The sequence below is a fragment of the Allobosea sp. WAO genome (genome assembly GCF_001509835.1).
Lineage (GTDB): Bacteria > Pseudomonadota > Alphaproteobacteria > Rhizobiales > Beijerinckiaceae > Allobosea.
Genome location: NZ_JXTJ01000010.1, coordinates 336,737 through 353,695, shown reverse-complemented (window position 1 = coordinate 353,695; position 16,959 = coordinate 336,737). Strand labels below are relative to the sequence as shown.

The following is a 16,959-nucleotide window of genomic DNA, read 5'->3' as shown; positions in this document are numbered from 1 at the left end:
TCATGGTCGGGCTTGTCCCGATCATCCACGTCTTCGCCCATGCCATGCGGTGTTCAAGACGTGGATGCTCGCCACAAGGGCGAGCATGACGGCAAGGTCCGTCACAAGCACCAATTAGAACACCAAGAATTCGAGGAAACGCTGATGTCCCATCCCCGCAAGACGCCCGACACGCTGCGCTCGAAGCGCTGGTTCGGGGCGAGCGATCTGCGCTCCTTCGGGCATCGCTCGCGGGCCCTGCAGATGGGCCTCAACCATGACGAGTTCATGGGCAAACCGGTGATCGGCATCCTCAACACCTGGTCCGAGATCAACCCCTGCCACACCCATCTGCGCGACCGTGCCGAGGCGGTGAAGCGCGCGGTCTGGGCGGCCGGCGGCTTCCCGGTCGAGATCCCCGTGATGTCGGCTTCCGAGCAGTACCAGAAGCCGACGACCATGCTCTATCGCAACTTCCTGGCGATGGAGGCAGAGGAATCGATCCGCTCCCATCCGCTCGACGGGGCGGTTCTGCTCGGCGGCTGCGACAAGTCCACTCCGGCCCTGATCATGGGCGCTTGCAGCGCCGGCCTGCCCTTCATCTTCGTGCCGGCCGGGCCGATGCTGCGCGGCAACTGGGCCGGCAAGGTCCTCGGCTCGGGCGCCGATGTCTGGAAGTACTGGGCCGAGAAGGAGGCCGGCAACATCTCCGACGCCGACTGGCGCGACATGGAGAGCGGCATCGCCCGCTCCTACGGCACCTGCATGGTGATGGGCACAGCCGCGACCATGATGAGCCATGCCGAAGTGCTCGGCCTCACGCTCCCCGGCGCCTCCGCCATCCCCGCCGCCGACGCCGCCCATCCGCGCATGGCCGCGGCTTCCGGCAAGCGCATCGTCGAGATGGTCTGGGAAGACCTGACGCCGGACCGCATCCTGACCCGCAAGAGCTTCGAGAACGCGCTCACCGTCCATATGGCGGTGGCCGGCTCGACCAATGCGATCATCCATCTCGTCGCCATGGCCGGGCGCGCCGGCGTGCCGCTCACCCCCGACGATTTCGACGAATTCTCGCGCAAGGTGCCGGTGATCGCCAATCTGCGGCCTTCCGGCGAATTCCTGATGGAGGATTTCTTCTATGCCGGCGGGCTCCCTGCCCTGCTGAAGCAGCTCGAGAGCAAGCTCCACACCGACGCGATGACCGTCACCGGCAAGCCGATCTCGGAGACGATCGCCCTCGCCAAGGTCTATGACGACAACGTCATCCGCCCGCTCGACAGGGCGGTCTCGACCGCCAACGGGCTCGCGGTGCTCAAGGGCAACCTCGCCCCCGATGGCTGCGTCATCAAGCCTTCCGCCGCCGAGTCTCACCTGCTGAAGCACTCCGGCCCGGCCCTCGTCTTCGAGGATTACGACGCGATGATGCGGGCCGTGAACGACGAGAATCTCGACGTCACCGCCGATCACATCATGGTGCTGAAGAATTGCGGCCCGGTCGGCGGCCCCGGCATGCCGGAATGGGGCATGCTGCCGATCCCGAAGAAGCTGCTGAAGCAGGGCCTGCGCGACATGCTGCGCCTCTCCGACGCCCGCATGTCCGGCACCAGCTACGGCGCCTGCGTCCTCCACATCGCTCCGGAAGCCTATATCAAGGGCCCGCTCGCGGCGGTGAAGAGCGGCGACATCATCACCGTCGACGTCGAGGCCCGCAGCATCTCGGTCAACCTGACGGATGCCGAGATCGCCGAGCGCCTGAAGAGCTGGGCACCGCCCGATCGCGACTACCCGCGCGGCTGGGGCAAAATGTCGGCCGCCCATATCCAGCAGGCCGACAAGGGCTGCGATTTCGACTACCTCACCGGCACGGCGAAGGTGGCGGAGCCGGAGATCCACTAGATTCGGCACAAAGCGAGGCCGGCCGGCGCCCTCCCGTTGCCCCAACGGAACAGTCGCGATCCAATGGTCGATTACGAGAAAACCAGCGCTTCTCCCGCCAACCGAAAGAGGTCAGGCGCTGGCTCCATCAGGCACGGCAGAATGCGCATAACTGCCCGGCTGTTTTCGAACAGGATCGCTCAGCGCAGATATTGACGTAGTTTGGTAAGTCTGGAAGAAGCTGCGCCAAGAAAATGGGTCTTTGCCCGATCTTACCGACATTCCGGGGTGCAATGTGACTTCGTCAGCCGCGCAGCGATTTATTGAACGCGTCAACGACCGCTCGATCGTCATCGGCATCGTCGGCCTTGGTTATGTCGGGATTCCGCTCGCGCTCGCCGCGCTGCGCCAGGGCATCAAGGTCATCGGCTTCGACATCGACCAGAAGCGCGTCGACGACCTCAACGGCGGCAAGAGCGCCATCAAGCACATCCCGATGGACCTCATCGTCGAGGGCGTGAAGTCCGGACGCTTCGTGGCGACCACGGATTTCGACCGGATGGCCGAGCCGGACGCGCTGCTGATCGCGGTGCCGACGCCGCTGACCAAGTACCGCGAACCCGACCTGTCCTATGTCGTCAAGACGACCGACGCGATCGCCAAGCGCCTTCGCAAGGACCAGCTCATCGTCCTGGAATCGACGACCTACCCAGGCACCACCGACGAGGTGATGCGCCCGATTCTGGAAAAGGCGAGCGGGCTGAAAAGCGCCGAGGAGTTCTTCCTCGCCTTCTCGCCGGAACGCGAGGACCCGGGCAATCCCGATTTCGGGACGTCGACGATCCCGAAGGTCGTCGGCGGCGACGGGGCGGACGCCCTCGCCATGTCGCTGGCGCTCTACGGCGCCCTCGTCGTCAAGGCCGTTCCGGTCTCCTCGACCGCGACCGCAGAGGCGGTGAAGCTGACCGAGAACATCTTCCGTGCCGTCAACATCGCCCTCGTCAACGAGCTCAAGGTTGTCTACGAGGCCATGGGCGTCGACGTCTGGGAGGTGATCGACGCCGCCAAGACCAAGCCCTTCGGCTTCATGCCCTTCTATCCGGGCCCCGGCCTCGGCGGTCATTGCATCCCGATCGACCCGTTCTACCTGACCTGGAAGGCGCGCGAATATGATGTCGCGACGCGCTTCATCGAGCTCGCGGGCGAGATCAACACGCGCATGCCTTACCGCGTGGTCAACAAGCTCGCCGAGTTGCTCGACTCCAAGGGCCACAAGAATCTCAGTGACGCGAAGATTCTGATCCTCGGCATCGCCTACAAGAAGAACATCGACGACATGCGCGAGAGCCCCTCGCTCAAGCTGATCGAGCTGATCGAGAAGCGCGGCGCGCATGTCGAGTTCCACGACCCCTTCATCCCGGTGATCCCGCCGACGCGCGAGCATGCCGAGCTGACAGGCCGCAAGAGCGCTCCGGTGGACAAGGCCTCGCTGGCCGGCTTCGACGCCGTGCTGATCGCGACCGACCACGACGACGTCGACTACAAGGCGATCGTCGCCGGCTCGAAGCTGGTCGTCGATACGCGCAATGCCTGCGCGCGCGCCGGCATCAAGGCGGACAACGTCTTCAAGGCCTGATAGAACCGCACCGCATCGCCCTGGCTGCCCAGCCGGCGCGACGAGACGAGATCGAGACGGACAATCATGACGAGCTTCGCGCTGATCGGCGCCGCCGGCTACATCGCCCCCCGCCATATGCAGGCCATCAAGGCCGTCGGCGGCGACCTCAAGGTCGCTTACGATCCGAACGACTCCGTCGGCGTCATCGACAGCCATTTCCCGCAGGCGCACTTCTTCACGGAGTTCGAGCGTTTCGACCGCCACGTCGACAAGCTGCGCCGCCGCGGCGAGCACATCGACTATGTCAGCGTCTGCTCGCCGAACTACCTGCACGACGCCCATATCCGCTTCGGGCTGCGTGCCGGCTCGCACGTGATCTGCGAGAAGCCGCTCGTCCTCAACCCGTGGAACATCGACGGGCTGGCCGAGATCGAGCAGCAGACCGGCAACAAGATCAACACGATCCTGCAGCTGCGCCTGCATCCGGCGATCCAGGCGCTGAAGGAGCGCATCGCCCAGTCGAACGAGCGCCATTCGGTCGACCTGACCTACATCACCTCGCGCGGCCGCTGGTATCACGCCTCCTGGAAGGGCGACGAAGCGAAGTCGGGCGGCGTCGCCACCAACATCGGTGTGCACTTCTTTGACATGCTCGCCTATGTCTTCGGCCCGCTGAAGTCGCAGACTGCGAGCCTGCGCCAGCCGGAGCGCGCCGGCGGCCTGCTCTCCTACGAGAAGGCGGATGTGCGCTGGTTCCTCTCGGTCGATTCCAATGACCTGCCCGACAGCGTCAAGGGCAAGAAGACGACCTATCGTTCGATCACCCTCGACGGCGAGGAGGTCGAGTTCTCGGAAGGCTTCACCGACCTGCACACCCGCAGCTATCAGGAAGTTCTCGCCGGCAATGGCTACGGCCTCGAGGATGTGCGCTTCTGCGTCGAGGTCGTCTCGCAGTTCCGCCACCTGCCGGTCACGGCCAATGGCGAACGCCACCCCTTCGTCGACAAATATCTGAAGGCCTGAGCCCGATGGCGGCCTCGGAGATGCGTGAGGACCCGCGCTTTCCCGGCGTGAAGGTTCACGAAAGCGCCTATGTCGACGAGGGCGTGACGATCGGGGCCGGCTCCAAGGTCTGGCACTTCGTCCATGTGCTCGGCGAGACCGTGATCGGCCGCGATTGCGTGCTCGGCCAGAACGTCATGGTCGGGCCACGCGTAACCGTGGGCAATGACTGCAAGATCCAGAACAACGTCGCCCTCTACGATGGCGTCGAGCTTGAGGACGGCGTCTTCTGCGGCCCGTCCTGCGTCTTCACCAACGTCAACAATCCGCGCGCCTTCCTGAACCGGAAGTCGGAGTTCCGTCGCACCCTCGTCAAGAAGGGTGCCAGCATCGGCGCCAACGCGACCATCGTCTGCGGCCATACGCTCGGCGCCTATTGCTTCATCGCCGCAGGCGCGGTGGTGGCGAAGGACGTGCCCGATTTCGCCCTGATGGCCGGCGTGCCGGCGCGCCGCATCGGCTGGATGAGCCATAACGGCGCCAAGCTCGGCGCCGATCTGACCTGCCCCGAAACCGGCCGGCGCTACCGCGAGACCGGGCCCGACACTCTCGAGGAGATCATCTGATGAGCGACCATCCCGAGATCGAGTTCATCGACCTCAAGGCCCAGCGCCAGCACATTGGCAAGGCCATGGACGACGCCATCCTCAAGGTCGTCCACGATGGCAACTACATCCTCGGCGAACAGGTCGGCCAGTTCGAGGCCGGGCTCGCTGCCTTCTGCGGCGCCAAGCATGCGATCGGCGTCGCCAACGGCACCGACGCGCTGATTCTCGTCCTCGAGGCCCTCGGCATCGGCCCGGGCGACGCCGTCATCTGCCCGAGCTTCACCTTCGCGGCGACGGCCGAAGTCGTCGCCTGGATGGGCGCGACCCCCGTCTTCGCCGAGATCGACGAAGCCACCTACAACATCGATCCCAAGAGCCTCGCCGCCGCGCTCGACACCGCAAGGAAGCACGAGCTCAGGCCGCGGGCGCTGATCACCGTCGATCTTTTCGGCCAAGCCTGCGACTACGACCCGATCGAGGCCTTCTGCAAGCAGAACGACCTCGTCCTGATCGCCGATTCGGCGCAGGGCTATGGCGCGAACTACAAGGGCCGCATCGCCGGCGCGATCGGCGCCTTCGCCACCACGAGCTTCTTTCCGGCCAAGCCTCTCGGTTGCTATGGCGATGGTGGCGCGATCCTCACCGACAGCGACGAGCATGCCGAGCTGCTACGCTCGCTGCGCTTCCACGGCAAGGGCGCGTACAAATACGACAATGTCCGCGTCGGCGTGAACTCGCGCCTCGACACGATCCAGGCCGCGGTGCTGATCGAGAAGCTCAAGGTCTATGCCGAGGAGATCGAGAAGCGCCAGCGCGTCGCGCAGCGCTACACCGCGGCGCTGAAGGATCTGGTCACGACGCCTCATGTCATGCCGGATTGCGTCTCGACCTGGGCCCAGTACACGATCCGCGTCGATGCCGCCCAGCGCGACGCCTTCCAGGCCGCGCTCAAGGCCAAGGGCGTGCCGACCACCGTCTATTACCCCAAGCCGCTGCACCAGCAGACTGCCTACAAGCACTATCCGGTCGCCGGCAACGGCCTGCCGATCTCCGAGCGCGTCGCGCAGGAGGTCGTAGCCCTGCCGATGCATCCCTATCTCGATGAGGCGACGCAGGACTACATCATCGCGGCGGTGCGCGCGGCCTTGACAAGCAAAGCATCGGCGGCGTGACCGAGGCCACGCGCCACGTTCATCCCCGATGACGCCATGATCGGGCAACCGGCCGTGTCCGGTGATGACGCGCCGCGTGTCCTCTATCTGAGCCTGGAGACGCTTCGACCCGGCCAGGCGTCGCATACCCATGTCCGAACCATCGCCGACGGGCTCGGCGCGAACGGCCTGCCGACCCGGCTGATCGCACAGGAACTGCCCGATGGGGCTCCGCCCGATTCCCGGATCGGGCGGATGCTGCGCTACGTCAGCCTGACCCTGCGCGCGCTGGCGGCGCTCAAAAGCACGGATATCGCCTATGTGCGGGCTCATCCGGCCGCCCTGCCCTTCTCCTTCGTCGCACGGCTTCTCGGGAAACCCGTCGTGCACGAGGTCAATGGCCGGACCGCCGATATCGGCGTCAGCTACGGCCTGCCTGGCTGGGTCACCGCGGGGCTGAATTGGGTCCAGATCGTCCAGTATCGCTCGGCCGCCGCCGTCGTCGCGGTCACGCCCGGTCTTAAGGCCTGGCTGGCCGCCATCCTCGGCCGTGACGAGACGCTCCATCTCATCCCCAACGGCGCGGATGGCGCGCTATTCCAGCCTGCAGCGCCAGGCGGCCCGCAGATTGACGGCGACTATGCTCTCTTCTTCGGCGGCCTGGTTGCCTGGCACGGCGTCGACACGATGCTGGCGGCAGTCCGACAGCCGGCCTGGCCCGCCGAGCTACGTTTGGTCGTCGTTGGCGACGGGCAACTCGCCCCCCGGGTTCGGCAGGCCGCTGCAGCCGATCCGCGCATCCTAGCGCTCGGCTATCTCCCGAAGACCGAGCTCGCCGGGCTGGCCGCGCGCGCGTTCACCGTCCTGTGCCCGATAGAACCCCATGGCGCCCGCGACGAAGGTGGGGTCGCCCCGCTCAAACTGTTCGAAGGCATGGCGGCCGGCCGTCCGGTCATCGTCACCGAGCTGCCGTTCCAGGCGGATCTCGTGCGCCGGCACGGCTGCGGGCTCGTGATTCCGACGGCAGATCCCGTGGCTCTTGCCGAAGCTGCTGCCACCCTCGTCCGCGATCGCACCTCGGCGGATGCAATGGGGGGCCGTGGACGGACCGCGGTCGAAACACTGTATGACTGGCGTTTCAGGGTCGCCGACACCGTCGCAATGCTCAGGAATCTCGTCGTCCGCGAACGCAGGCGGCAAGGTCGCCGGCTCCGGCCACAATCGGACTGAGGCAGATCGATCGGTTTCTGCTTAAGTTTGAAGGCGGAACCTGTTTTTTTGCAGATCAGCCTGCGATACAAGCCGACGCAGCGAACTCTAGAAATAGAGTTGGTCGCAATTCGATCGATCCGTTTTCCAGTACTCCTCCTTGAGGCGCGTCTTCACGTTGCATGTCGCCGTCCTATCCTTCACCTCCATCGACAGCGACCATCGCGTTCTGCGGACCATCGCAACGCTGGCCGACCGTGGATACAAGGTCACGGCGATAGGTTTCGGCGAACAGCCGCCGGCCCATTGCGACTTTATTCAGCTGCCTTCCCCCGGAAGCCGCCCTGCGCAGCGGGCTGCGATTCTGCTCACGCAGGCGCCAGCCGGCCTGATCCCGGCATCCACGGTACCGCTCCATTTCCTCCGCCGGCACCATCGCGCTGCGCGCCAGGCATTGCTCGCGCTCCGACCCGACGTCGTGCACGCCAATGACTGCCAGACGCTTCCTTCGGCTGCAGCGGCCAAGCACGCTTTTCGCACTCGCATCGTCTATGACAGCCATGAGTTCGCGACCGAGGAACACGCCGACAACATGCGCTGGCGCCTCGTCGCCCAGCGCCATATTCAGGAGATCGAGCGCAGGTTCATAGGCGCCGCCGACAAGGTGATCACCGTCAGCGCTGGCATCGCCGAGGATCTTCGGGCGCTCTACGGGCTACCGGAAACCCCAACTGTGGTTCGCAACACGCCCACCTATCAGGCCATCACCTCCAGGGAGATATCCGGCCCCCGCCATTTGCTGTTTCACGGCATCATGAAAGGGGGGCGCAGCATCGAGGCGACGATCTCGGCCTTGCGTCATCTGCCCGATGCCGTGTTGACGCTGCGCGGCGACGGCGCGCCGGCCTATCTGGCGAAATTGCGCAGCCTGGCCAAGGATCCCGCGATCAAGGGGCGCGTGACCTTCGAGGCCGCCGTCCCGGCCGCCGATGTCGTGCCTCGCGCCGCCGAGGCCCATATCGGCATCTTCTGCGCGCCGCTCGAGACCCGCCACAACCGCTTCGCCCTGCCCAACAAGATCTTCGAGTATCTCATGGCGGGACTGGCCGTCGTCGTGACCGCCGGCACCGATCTTGCCGATCTCGTTGCCAGATACGGGGTCGGCGTCACCGCAACCGCCGCGACCCCCGAAGCCATCGCCGCAGCGATCGAACGCATCGGCATCGAGGAGCTGCAGCTCATGCGTGGCCGGGCTTTGACGGCGGCGCGCGAACTGTCCTGGGAGCGCGAGCGCGACAAGCTTACCAGCATCTATGATGCGCTGGCCGCCTGCGCCGCACCGCCGCCGCCGCGATCACATGACATACAATCGATAGCCTAACCCCGACATCGGCAAGATCTTTCGACCGGGAACGCGCCGGATCGACCGCACGTCAAGGAGCTCACATGCCTCTCACCATTCTCACCGTCGTCGGCGCCAGGCCGCAATTCATCAAGGCGGCGCCGGTCAGCCATGCGATCGCGGCGCTCGGCGATCACCGCGAGATCCTGGTGCATACCGGGCAGCATTTCGATGCCAGCATGTCCGATGTCTTCTTCGAGGAACTGGCTATCCCCAAGCCGGCCCATAACCTCGAGGTCAATAGCCTGGGCCATGGCGCGATGACCGGGCGCATGCTCGAAAAGCTCGAGGCCGTCATGCTGGCGGAGAAGCCGGACCTGGTCCTGATCTATGGCGACACCAATTCCACGGTTGCCGGAGCGCTTGCCGCCGCCAAGCTCCACATTCCGGTCGCGCATGTCGAGGCGGGGCTGCGCTCGTTCAACCGGCGCATGCCGGAAGAGATCAACCGGGTCATGGCCGACCATGTGAGCGCGCTGCTCTTCTGCCCGACCGAGACGGCCGTGACCAATCTCGCGCGCGAGGGCCTGACCAAGGGCGTCCACCAGGTCGGCGACGTCATGTACGATGTCGCGCTTCACGCCGTGCGCCAGGCTGAAGGCCGCCGCAGCATTCTCGACGAATTGGGGATCGCGCCGAAGAGCTATGCCGTGGCCACCATTCACCGGGCAGAAAACACCGACGATCCCGAGCGCTTCGACCGCGTGGCCGCTTGGCTGTCGAAGGCCGGAGAAGAGACGCCGATCGTGATGCCGGTTCACCCGCGCACGCGCAAGCTGATGGAGGCCCGCGGCATCGTACCGGCCAATATCCGCATGATCGCCCCGCTCGGCTATCTCGACATGGCTCTGCTGACGCACCATGCGGCCGGTGTCTTCACCGATTCCGGGGGGCTCCAGAAGGAGGCCTATTTCCACCGCGTGCCCTGCGTGACCCTGCGCGACGAGACCGAATGGGTCGAAACCATCGAGGCCGGCTGGAACCGCCTCTGGACGGAAGAGGCCTACAAGCCTCGGCGCGATATCCCCGACTATGGCACCGGCGAGGCGAGCGGGCTCATCGCAAAGCTGCTGCGAGAGGCCGCCTGATCTGCGTTCTATCGGGCAGGCTCTCGGGCCTGCCCGGGCCGACCGGATGCGCACATCGCCCGTCCGCATCCCCTGGCTGGGACTGCCCGGTCAGCTCCGGCCCGGCTGCCCGTCAGGCCGCCGCCCGTTGCAGCGGTTCGCGCTGCAACATCTCCCGATAGATACCCGCGAGCTTACGGGCCACGAGGTCGAAGTCGAAGTTCTCGACCGCGTGCCGGCGCAACTCCGCCTTGTCGAAGCCCGCGATACGCGCGGCGATACGCTGCAAGCCGATCGCGAGGTCCTCGGTGTTGTTGGGCACGAGCTCGCCATAGCGCGGCTCATTCACATAGTCGGCCGGCCCCCCGCAATCGGTCGTCAACACCGGCAGCCCCATCGCCATCGCCTCGATTCCGACCACGCCGAAGGTTTCGGTTTCGCTCGATATGACGAGAAGATCGGCAGCCGCCATCTCCTTGCGGATGCCCTGCCTGGATTTGGTCGGAACGAAGGTTACGACCTTACCGAGCCCGAGGTCTCCGGCCTGTTGTTTCAGCGAAGCCCCCAGCTCTCCGCCTCCGACCAGCCTGAGGCGAAGGGCGGGGACCCGTCGCTGGGCGATCGCAAAGGCTTCGAGCAAGCGATCGACCCGTTTGACGTCGACGAGATGCCCGACCCAAAGCACATTGACGCAGTCCTCATCCTGCGCATCGCCTGAAAGCGGCGTCGGCGCCGTGCCCTCGATATCGTCGGCATAGGGCCCCTCGCCGACTCCGGCGAGCAGCGCCAGCTCGATGGCGCGCGCGACCTCGCTGCCGGAGACGGGTTCTTCTCCCCTCTCCAGCATCGCGAGGCGGAAGCCTGCGATGAACTTGTACAAGACGAGCTCGCGCTTGGACCTGGCGAGCGCATTCGCCCAATCGCACGCTGGATCGGGCGAGGCGTCTGCGTTTGCGATGGCAGGGTCGAAGAAGCGGGTGTCCACGCCGTTCGGCACGACATCGATCCGGCTCTCGCCGATCGCCGGCAAGCGCCGTGTGATCTCCGTGCGCAGGGCGCTGCTCACCGCAATGATGCGGTCGGCCCCGTTCATGCCGGCGAGGGTGTGCTGGCGAAAGCGCCAGTCATCGGTGACGAGCGAGAACGGCCCCGTATGCTCGGTCAGGACCATCGGCACCGAACGGAAACGCGCCGCAGCGGCGCCGGCCCGCCCGTCGAGAAAAGCCGTGTGGGTGTGGACCAGTTCATAGGGAAAGTCGCCGGCGAGATTGGGGATGACGTCCATCAGCGCCGAGCGATAGATCCAGGGATACAGCCAGGGCCGCGCGAACGCGCCGGCGAAGTAATTGAACGAAACCGTCGGCACGCCATCGTAGTCGACCCAGGCGAACCCTTTGCGCCTCGTGCTCAACTCGCTGCGGACGACCCGCAACGTATTCCGGGGCCGGCGCCCCGACAGCCAGAGCGGCTTGCCCGACGCCACGCGCGCATCGATCCCGGCACGCCGCAAGGCCTTGACCTGTTCGTGAACGAAGATACCCCCGACCGGATTGGCGGTTGAAGGATACATATTCGAAACGACAAGAAGCTTCATCGAAAAATCCGTCGATGTCCGTTGTTCAGCCAGGATGACAAACACGCCTTAACGCGATTCCAACGCGGCTGCATTTAATTTCGCGTCGTAGCAAGAGCTTTAAAATCAGTGCAAATGTTTAGCCGACGGCGGCGAATTAAACATTGGCGCCACGTCATGATGTTGGCGCTTCGACGAAGCCTATGAAGCTGGGGGTTCGCTTGTTGCATCCTGCTGCGATGTCCCGCCACTGCTTGATCTTCGCGAAGAAGCCTTCTATGCGCCGGCGCCCGGCGATCTCATCGCAGCGATGCTGATACGCCCGATGGCGCCGTGGCGGGGGGATGGACGCCACTTTCGCCGCGACTGATGTCGCGAAGGCTGTCAGCGTCGTAGCGGTCCGTGATGGCCGTGCCGGAGCCCTCGCGCGACCGGCCAAGAGCCTTGGCTTGGGCTCTTTCCATTGGCGCCGCTTCCATTGGCGCCGCGTTCGATCCGCGCCCGGACGCTTCCTTAGATCGTCACGGCAGTCTAGGCCCAGCCGATGGCGTCATACCATGACGTGCCGTGATCGAGTTCCTGCATCAGCGCGTCATACTGTGCCGCGGCAGATACGACGATGACCGACGTGTCCGCGACCATGCCATGGTTGAAGATGCCGTACTGAAGCTGGAGATAGTTGCAGAAGCGCGTCACCGTCCCGCCCGGCCAGCGGATCGCGTGAACCCAGGCTTCCATGGAAACGGGCCGACCGGACTGGTCGATGATGTCGAATCCGTGCGGCCGGTTGAAAAACACAGGCCGGGGATAGTCGTTCTTGAGGGCATACTCCGGCATGTGGATGAACGAGTTCGACTCGAGGCTAGCCCCGAGATAGACGATCTTCCCCCCGGCCATTTTGAAATCCCACCATGGGGAGCCGACATCCATGCTGTAAGGCAAGGTATGGTGGGAGGCGACGGACTTGGCCAAGGTCTCGCCCACTGCCACGACGTTGTAGACCGGGTGGGCACTGCGCACCGCTCCCGGCCAGGACAGCAGCATCTGCGTGAGGAAGCCGCGATTGGTCCCGACCTTGCGGATATCGATGAGCTCCTTGCGGAACGAGCTGAGATGATAGTCGGCCAGGAACTCGGTCGGCATCATCAGCGATCCCTTCGGACCGACATGATTCAACAGTTCCTGGATCAGCAGGCGCGCATAGGCTTCGCTCGACAGCGCCGGCATCGTCTCGACCGCCGCGCCACGGTACAGCGACCGGAACGACGAATGGATGAACAGGCTATCGCCCCGCCTTACACCGAGATCGTGAAGCGTGCCGAGAATGTCGGAGACCGGAATTGGATAGGACATCAGTATTCTCGCAGCCTAAAGCGGTCTCGACAGCAACATGGATCGAGGTTGTATCCGAAATTGCGTCGAGACATGAAAACAGAGCGTCTCCGGCGAACCGGACTTTGTCGCAAGCAGGTTAACTGGGCTCAAAGCCGGACAAGGTGCGTCGCCCTCTTCCCGGAAGGTCGAAACTGACGACGCGGCTACCCGACCTTTTCCTGCTCTCGACGGGAAGCCCATCCAACAGGATGGCATCGTCCTCGCCGACGAGGTCAAATGCGACCGAGAAGCCGGGAATATCCTCGTCCCCGAGATTTTCGTAGACCAGCGCCGCTGTCTCCGGCTCGTAGCGCCACGTCACCCGTTCGAGCTTCAGCCAGTATCCGAGCAGATCCTTGATCGTCGTGTTCAAGAGCAGGCCCTGGCGTTCCAGCCTGGCCATGCGGGCCAGAATGTCTTCGAACTCCATCGAGACGACGACTTCGCCGTCATCCGTCCGGCGCCAAGCCCGGTTCGCCTCGCCGACATAGGTCGGGTAGACATGGGCGATGCCGATGCCCCAATTGGCGACCAGGGCTTCGAGCGACGCGGCGTCATAACGCGGCTGGCCCTCGCGCGGGTACCATGAATCCCAGGTCGCCCAGGAGACGAACGGGCTCGCCGTGGAGGCCAGTTCCGCCTGCTCTAGCCCGACAGTCGGATGACGCCAGTAGACCGGGTTGGGCAATGCCCTGTCCCAGTTCCAGTGGTTGACGACATCGTCCGGATCGCGACGATGCGGCGTCTGCAGATACTCATAGGCCGGGTTCCAGAAGAAGCGGGTCTGCTCGTCCCGCCACAGCCGGCGAATCGTCGGCGTGATGAGGCCGCAATTGCAGAAGGCTTCGAAACATCCCGATTTGACGCCGTCCGGCCGATACCAGAAGTGATCGATCCAGGTCCTCGTATTGAAGACCTTGTTCATGTAGGAGACCGCTCCCTCGACCACCTCGGGCGATGAGCTCGCCGCCTGCGGACAGTGCAGGCAGATCTCGTAGCCGAGCTTGTCGAGCTGGATCAGGTTGTCTTCGAACGCCTTGTTGCCCTTGATCGACGCGACGTCGCCCTTGAACAATTCCGATTGGTCGTCATTTAGGGCGCCGACCAGATTATCGAAGAAGACGCTCTTCGTCGTCTTGATGCCATGCTTGACGAACCCGCCCTTCGCCTTCGTCACATCGGTGATGCGGTCGGAGCCGAGATAAAGCGCGTAATGTGTCCCATAGGAAGTATAGCAGCCGTGCTCCGTCCAGACATGGGCTGCGGTAAATCCGTCGGGAAGCGCCATGATCCGCGGCATGGCTTTAGGCCGGGCCCCGAGGCAGAGGTCGAAGCGCCCCGTCAACGCCTGCAGCGGACGAATGGTCGCCCGCGACGCGTTGCGATAGCTCCCGTTCGGATCGTCGACGATCTGGGGATGGTCGTCGGAGAGATCGAAATTGACGATGACGCGGCGCTCGCCGGTGTCGGCCTGCAACGACGAGACGGCAGGGGTATGGTAGATCACGGCCGCCGCCTTGCCGGCGCCGATCGCGAGCCCCTGGCGGTCTAGCCAATGCCGCTCGGGGCCGCTCGGATGGAGCACCTGGCGGTTCTTCGAAAACAGCTCGGTGATCTCGGGCTCGACATCGATCACCAGTGCGAGCCTCACCAGCTCGTGACCTGGCGGCGGCTGCAGGAACACGCAGCGTCCGTGCACATTCACCATCGGCGATGTGCGATGACCGGTCAGGATCAGGGCGCACTCGACACTGCCGGTCGCCGCTCCTGCAAAAGCGGTCCAGGCCTCCTCGTCCCGCTTGCGTTGGGAGTTGAGCTTGATCGGGGCCGCTTCGCGCGAAAGCCCTGACGGGCTGGCCCATTCGACGACGAGGGTAAGCGCCGGGACGATCGACGCTCCGCCGTCCGCGGTTTCAAAGACCAGCCGGCCCAGACGATCGGCGGCGAGCCGGTAATGGCTGTTGTCGAGCAGCGCGCGCAAGGGCCGACTCGGCTCGCGGCGGGGCCGACTCGGCTCGCGGCGCGCGAGCCAGTTCATCGGCGCATCGTCGGCCTGCTCGGTGCGCGGGGAGCTCGCCGCCTCGCCGGCGCCGCGCTGCGCCTCGGGAACGGGAGCAAGGTCAGCAGCAGCGGCTTCGACGAGCTCGGACTGCGGCGCTGACAGGGTGAGGACGCCCGTATCCGATAGCGCAGGCTCTGCGGGCTGCACGACCAGCCGGACGGGCGTCTGGAGAACCCGCGAGAGCACTGCCTCCGCGCCCCGGCGCCCCAGCCGCATCGCACCACGCACCAGACCGGTACCCATGTTCTTCCTCGCCTAGGCTGACACTGGAAACGCCGCCGACAGCAGCTTACTGCTCATACCCGGGTAGCCTGCGAAAACGATAGCGTCGGCGCCATTGCGTTCGCCACCGGCGTGCTAGGGGCGACGTCCCACGGAATTGAGAGACGCAACACCGAAATCGACCAGGTGGCCGCCGGCCTCGAAGACGCGCAGACCTTTGACCAGAAGGCGCCCCTGGCCATGAAAGGCGTGAACCGTGATCTGCACCCACCGCGTCGTCCGCCCGCCCAAACGCAGCTTGGTCTCTACCGGAACCTGCTCGTCCTCGAGGACGATCGAGAAATCCTGGTCTTCATCGGCAACCTTGATCGACAGCGCAGCCGGGCGGTTCTCCTCGTTGTACCAATCGATCTCGATCGAGGAGATCGCGGCAGCCCGTCCGAGATCGAGCATCAGCGACTGGGGAAGTGCCTGATCCGGCAAGGCCGCGGCATAGCCATCGCCCGTTCCTTCGCGCAGAAGGTAGTCGAGATCGTGCGGCCGCGGGAAAAAGGCGGCGGTCGACGACAAGCTCGCGCCGGCATTCGCCAAGGCCAAGTCGACCGGTCGCGTAAACACGCTGGCCATGGCTGCACGCCAGTCCTCAGGCAAATCCCGCTCGGGCACTGACGTCGCAGGGCGCTGCCAGCCCGGCAATGCGGGCAGCGGCACCGGCGCACGATAGATCCGGGTTTCCCACTCCTCGCGCAGGACCGCGTAAGCCTGCTCCGCAAATGCATCGTACGAATAGGCCCGCGAGCGGACGATATCGTCATAGGCGCGGGTCGCCATTCTTTCCAGATCGTCGACATCCCGCAGCCGCTCGGACACCTCGTCCAAGTTCGAAAAGTCCTTTTCGAGAACGATATAATGTTCGTCGGCTTCCAGAATACCGGAATAGGTACCGGGGAACTGTACGAGAACGGTTCCGAGCGCAATTGCTTCGAAAGCGCGCGGCGAGATCGTGTTGATGACCGCGTTACCTTCGAACGGATGAAGGAAATCGCGATGGGCCTCGGGATAACCGGCAGTGGGGTTGCGCGCGAGATACCACGTCATGGCGGCATCGAGATCCCCGGTCAGATCGCAGATGCTGGCGCCGCTCTCGGTTCCCAGCGCGGCCTTCCCCGAGGCCATGAAAGCGTTCCAGCCCTCGCCATAGATGCGCGCCTCCTCCCGCCAGTCGACGTCCACCTTCAGATCGTACCGCGGGGCGAGTTCCCGAATCCCCTTTGCGATCTGCACCTTCTCGAAGCCGAGCGCTCCGAGGATCGCCGGGAGCGGGCGGCTACGATAGACCAGATCCAAGGTGCGCTCTCGCAGAGGCCGCTTGTCCCGACCGATCAGGTCGTCCGGCACATAGCCGGTGAGAGTCTGCTCGATACGAACCCCGCGCTTGCGCAGGCGGCCGTAGAGCAGAGGGACGGCAGGCTCGGGCACACAAGTGAAGAGGACATCCACACCGAGATCGATCATCGCATCGACCGCGTCGTTGACGAAACGGTACTCGTCTTGAATGAAGATGGCCTTCAGCCCCGGAAAGCCACGAATAGCATCGCGGGTTTCCTTGCTGAGATAGTTACGCGAAAAACTGATAATCGAATAATGTATGATCAATACGTCAAATTGACGTATCTCATCTGGAAGAAAGCGAAAATCCAGCGGACTGATAACAAGGACATCAACGTCCTTATGATTAGCCAGCGCAGCCTCGTGCTCGAAAGAGGTGTTCGCATGTCCGGGACGGACATGCGACAGGAGAAGCACGCGCCGCATCT

12 protein-coding genes are annotated in these 16,959 nt (G+C 64.5%); 8 read left to right on the top strand and 4 right to left on the bottom strand.

The features are described from left to right. Positions 1-144 precede the first annotated feature (144 nt). From araD to wecB, 8 genes are all read left to right on the top strand, one after another. Positions 145-1,875, top strand: coding sequence for an L-arabinonate dehydratase (gene araD / locus DK26_RS20765; protein WP_066476386.1), 1,731 nt, complete (start codon positions 145-147; stop codon positions 1,873-1,875). A 274-nt stretch (positions 1,876-2,149) separates the two neighbouring features. Next, positions 2,150-3,490 (top strand): nucleotide sugar dehydrogenase, encoded by a 1,341-nt coding sequence (locus DK26_RS20760; protein WP_066476495.1) that lies wholly within the window; start codon positions 2,150-2,152, stop codon positions 3,488-3,490. Between the two features lie 66 nt (positions 3,491-3,556). Then, positions 3,557-4,495, top strand: coding sequence for a Gfo/Idh/MocA family oxidoreductase (locus tag DK26_RS20755; RefSeq protein WP_066476384.1), 939 nt, complete (start codon positions 3,557-3,559; stop codon positions 4,493-4,495). Positions 4,496-4,515: 20 nt separating this feature from the next. Further along, positions 4,516-5,100, top strand: a complete 585-nt coding sequence (locus DK26_RS20750) for an acyltransferase (RefSeq protein ID WP_066476493.1) — start codon at positions 4,516-4,518, stop codon at positions 5,098-5,100. Beyond that, positions 5,100-6,254: a DegT/DnrJ/EryC1/StrS family aminotransferase gene (locus DK26_RS20745; RefSeq protein ID WP_066476383.1), complete on the top strand. Its 1,155-nt coding sequence runs from the start codon at positions 5,100-5,102 to the stop codon at positions 6,252-6,254. Before DK26_RS20750 ends, DK26_RS20745 begins: the two co-directional genes overlap by 1 nt. A gap of 36 nt (positions 6,255-6,290) precedes the next feature. Beyond that, complete coding sequence (locus tag DK26_RS20740) at positions 6,291-7,463, top strand: glycosyltransferase family 4 protein (protein WP_066476382.1); 1,173 nt, start codon at positions 6,291-6,293, stop codon at positions 7,461-7,463. A gap of 139 nt (positions 7,464-7,602) precedes the next feature. Next, entirely contained in the window at positions 7,603-8,823 is a 1,221-nt protein-coding gene (locus tag DK26_RS20735) for a glycosyltransferase (protein ID WP_083533409.1), read from the top strand. A 65-nt stretch (positions 8,824-8,888) separates the two neighbouring features. Continuing rightward, positions 8,889-9,932 (top strand): UDP-N-acetylglucosamine 2-epimerase (non-hydrolyzing), encoded by a 1,044-nt coding sequence (wecB, locus tag DK26_RS20730; protein WP_066476374.1) that lies wholly within the window; start codon positions 8,889-8,891, stop codon positions 9,930-9,932. Positions 9,933-10,044: 112 nt separating this feature from the next. On the opposite strand, the gene DK26_RS20725 is transcribed toward wecB, so the two are convergent. The 4 genes from DK26_RS20725 to DK26_RS20710 all read right to left on the bottom strand — a co-directional run bounded on the left by DK26_RS20725 (position 10,045) and on the right by DK26_RS20710 (position 16,957). Then, the gene (locus DK26_RS20725; RefSeq protein ID WP_066476371.1) at positions 10,045-11,505 is read right to left on the bottom strand and encodes a glycosyltransferase; all 1,461 of its coding nucleotides are present in this window, start codon (positions 11,503-11,505) and stop codon (positions 10,045-10,047) included. 510 nt (positions 11,506-12,015) lie between these two features. After that, positions 12,016-12,837 (bottom strand): AAC(3) family N-acetyltransferase, encoded by an 822-nt coding sequence (locus tag DK26_RS20720; RefSeq protein ID WP_066476366.1) that lies wholly within the window; start codon positions 12,835-12,837, stop codon positions 12,016-12,018. Positions 12,838-12,955: 118 nt separating this feature from the next. Beyond that, positions 12,956-15,163, bottom strand: coding sequence for a hypothetical protein (locus DK26_RS20715; RefSeq protein WP_157089758.1), 2,208 nt, complete (start codon positions 15,161-15,163; stop codon positions 12,956-12,958). A 114-nt stretch (positions 15,164-15,277) separates the two neighbouring features. Further along, a complete protein-coding gene (locus tag DK26_RS20710; RefSeq protein ID WP_157089757.1) occupies positions 15,278-16,957 on the bottom strand; it encodes a hypothetical protein in 1,680 nt (559 codons plus the stop codon). Positions 16,958-16,959 lie beyond the last annotated feature (2 nt).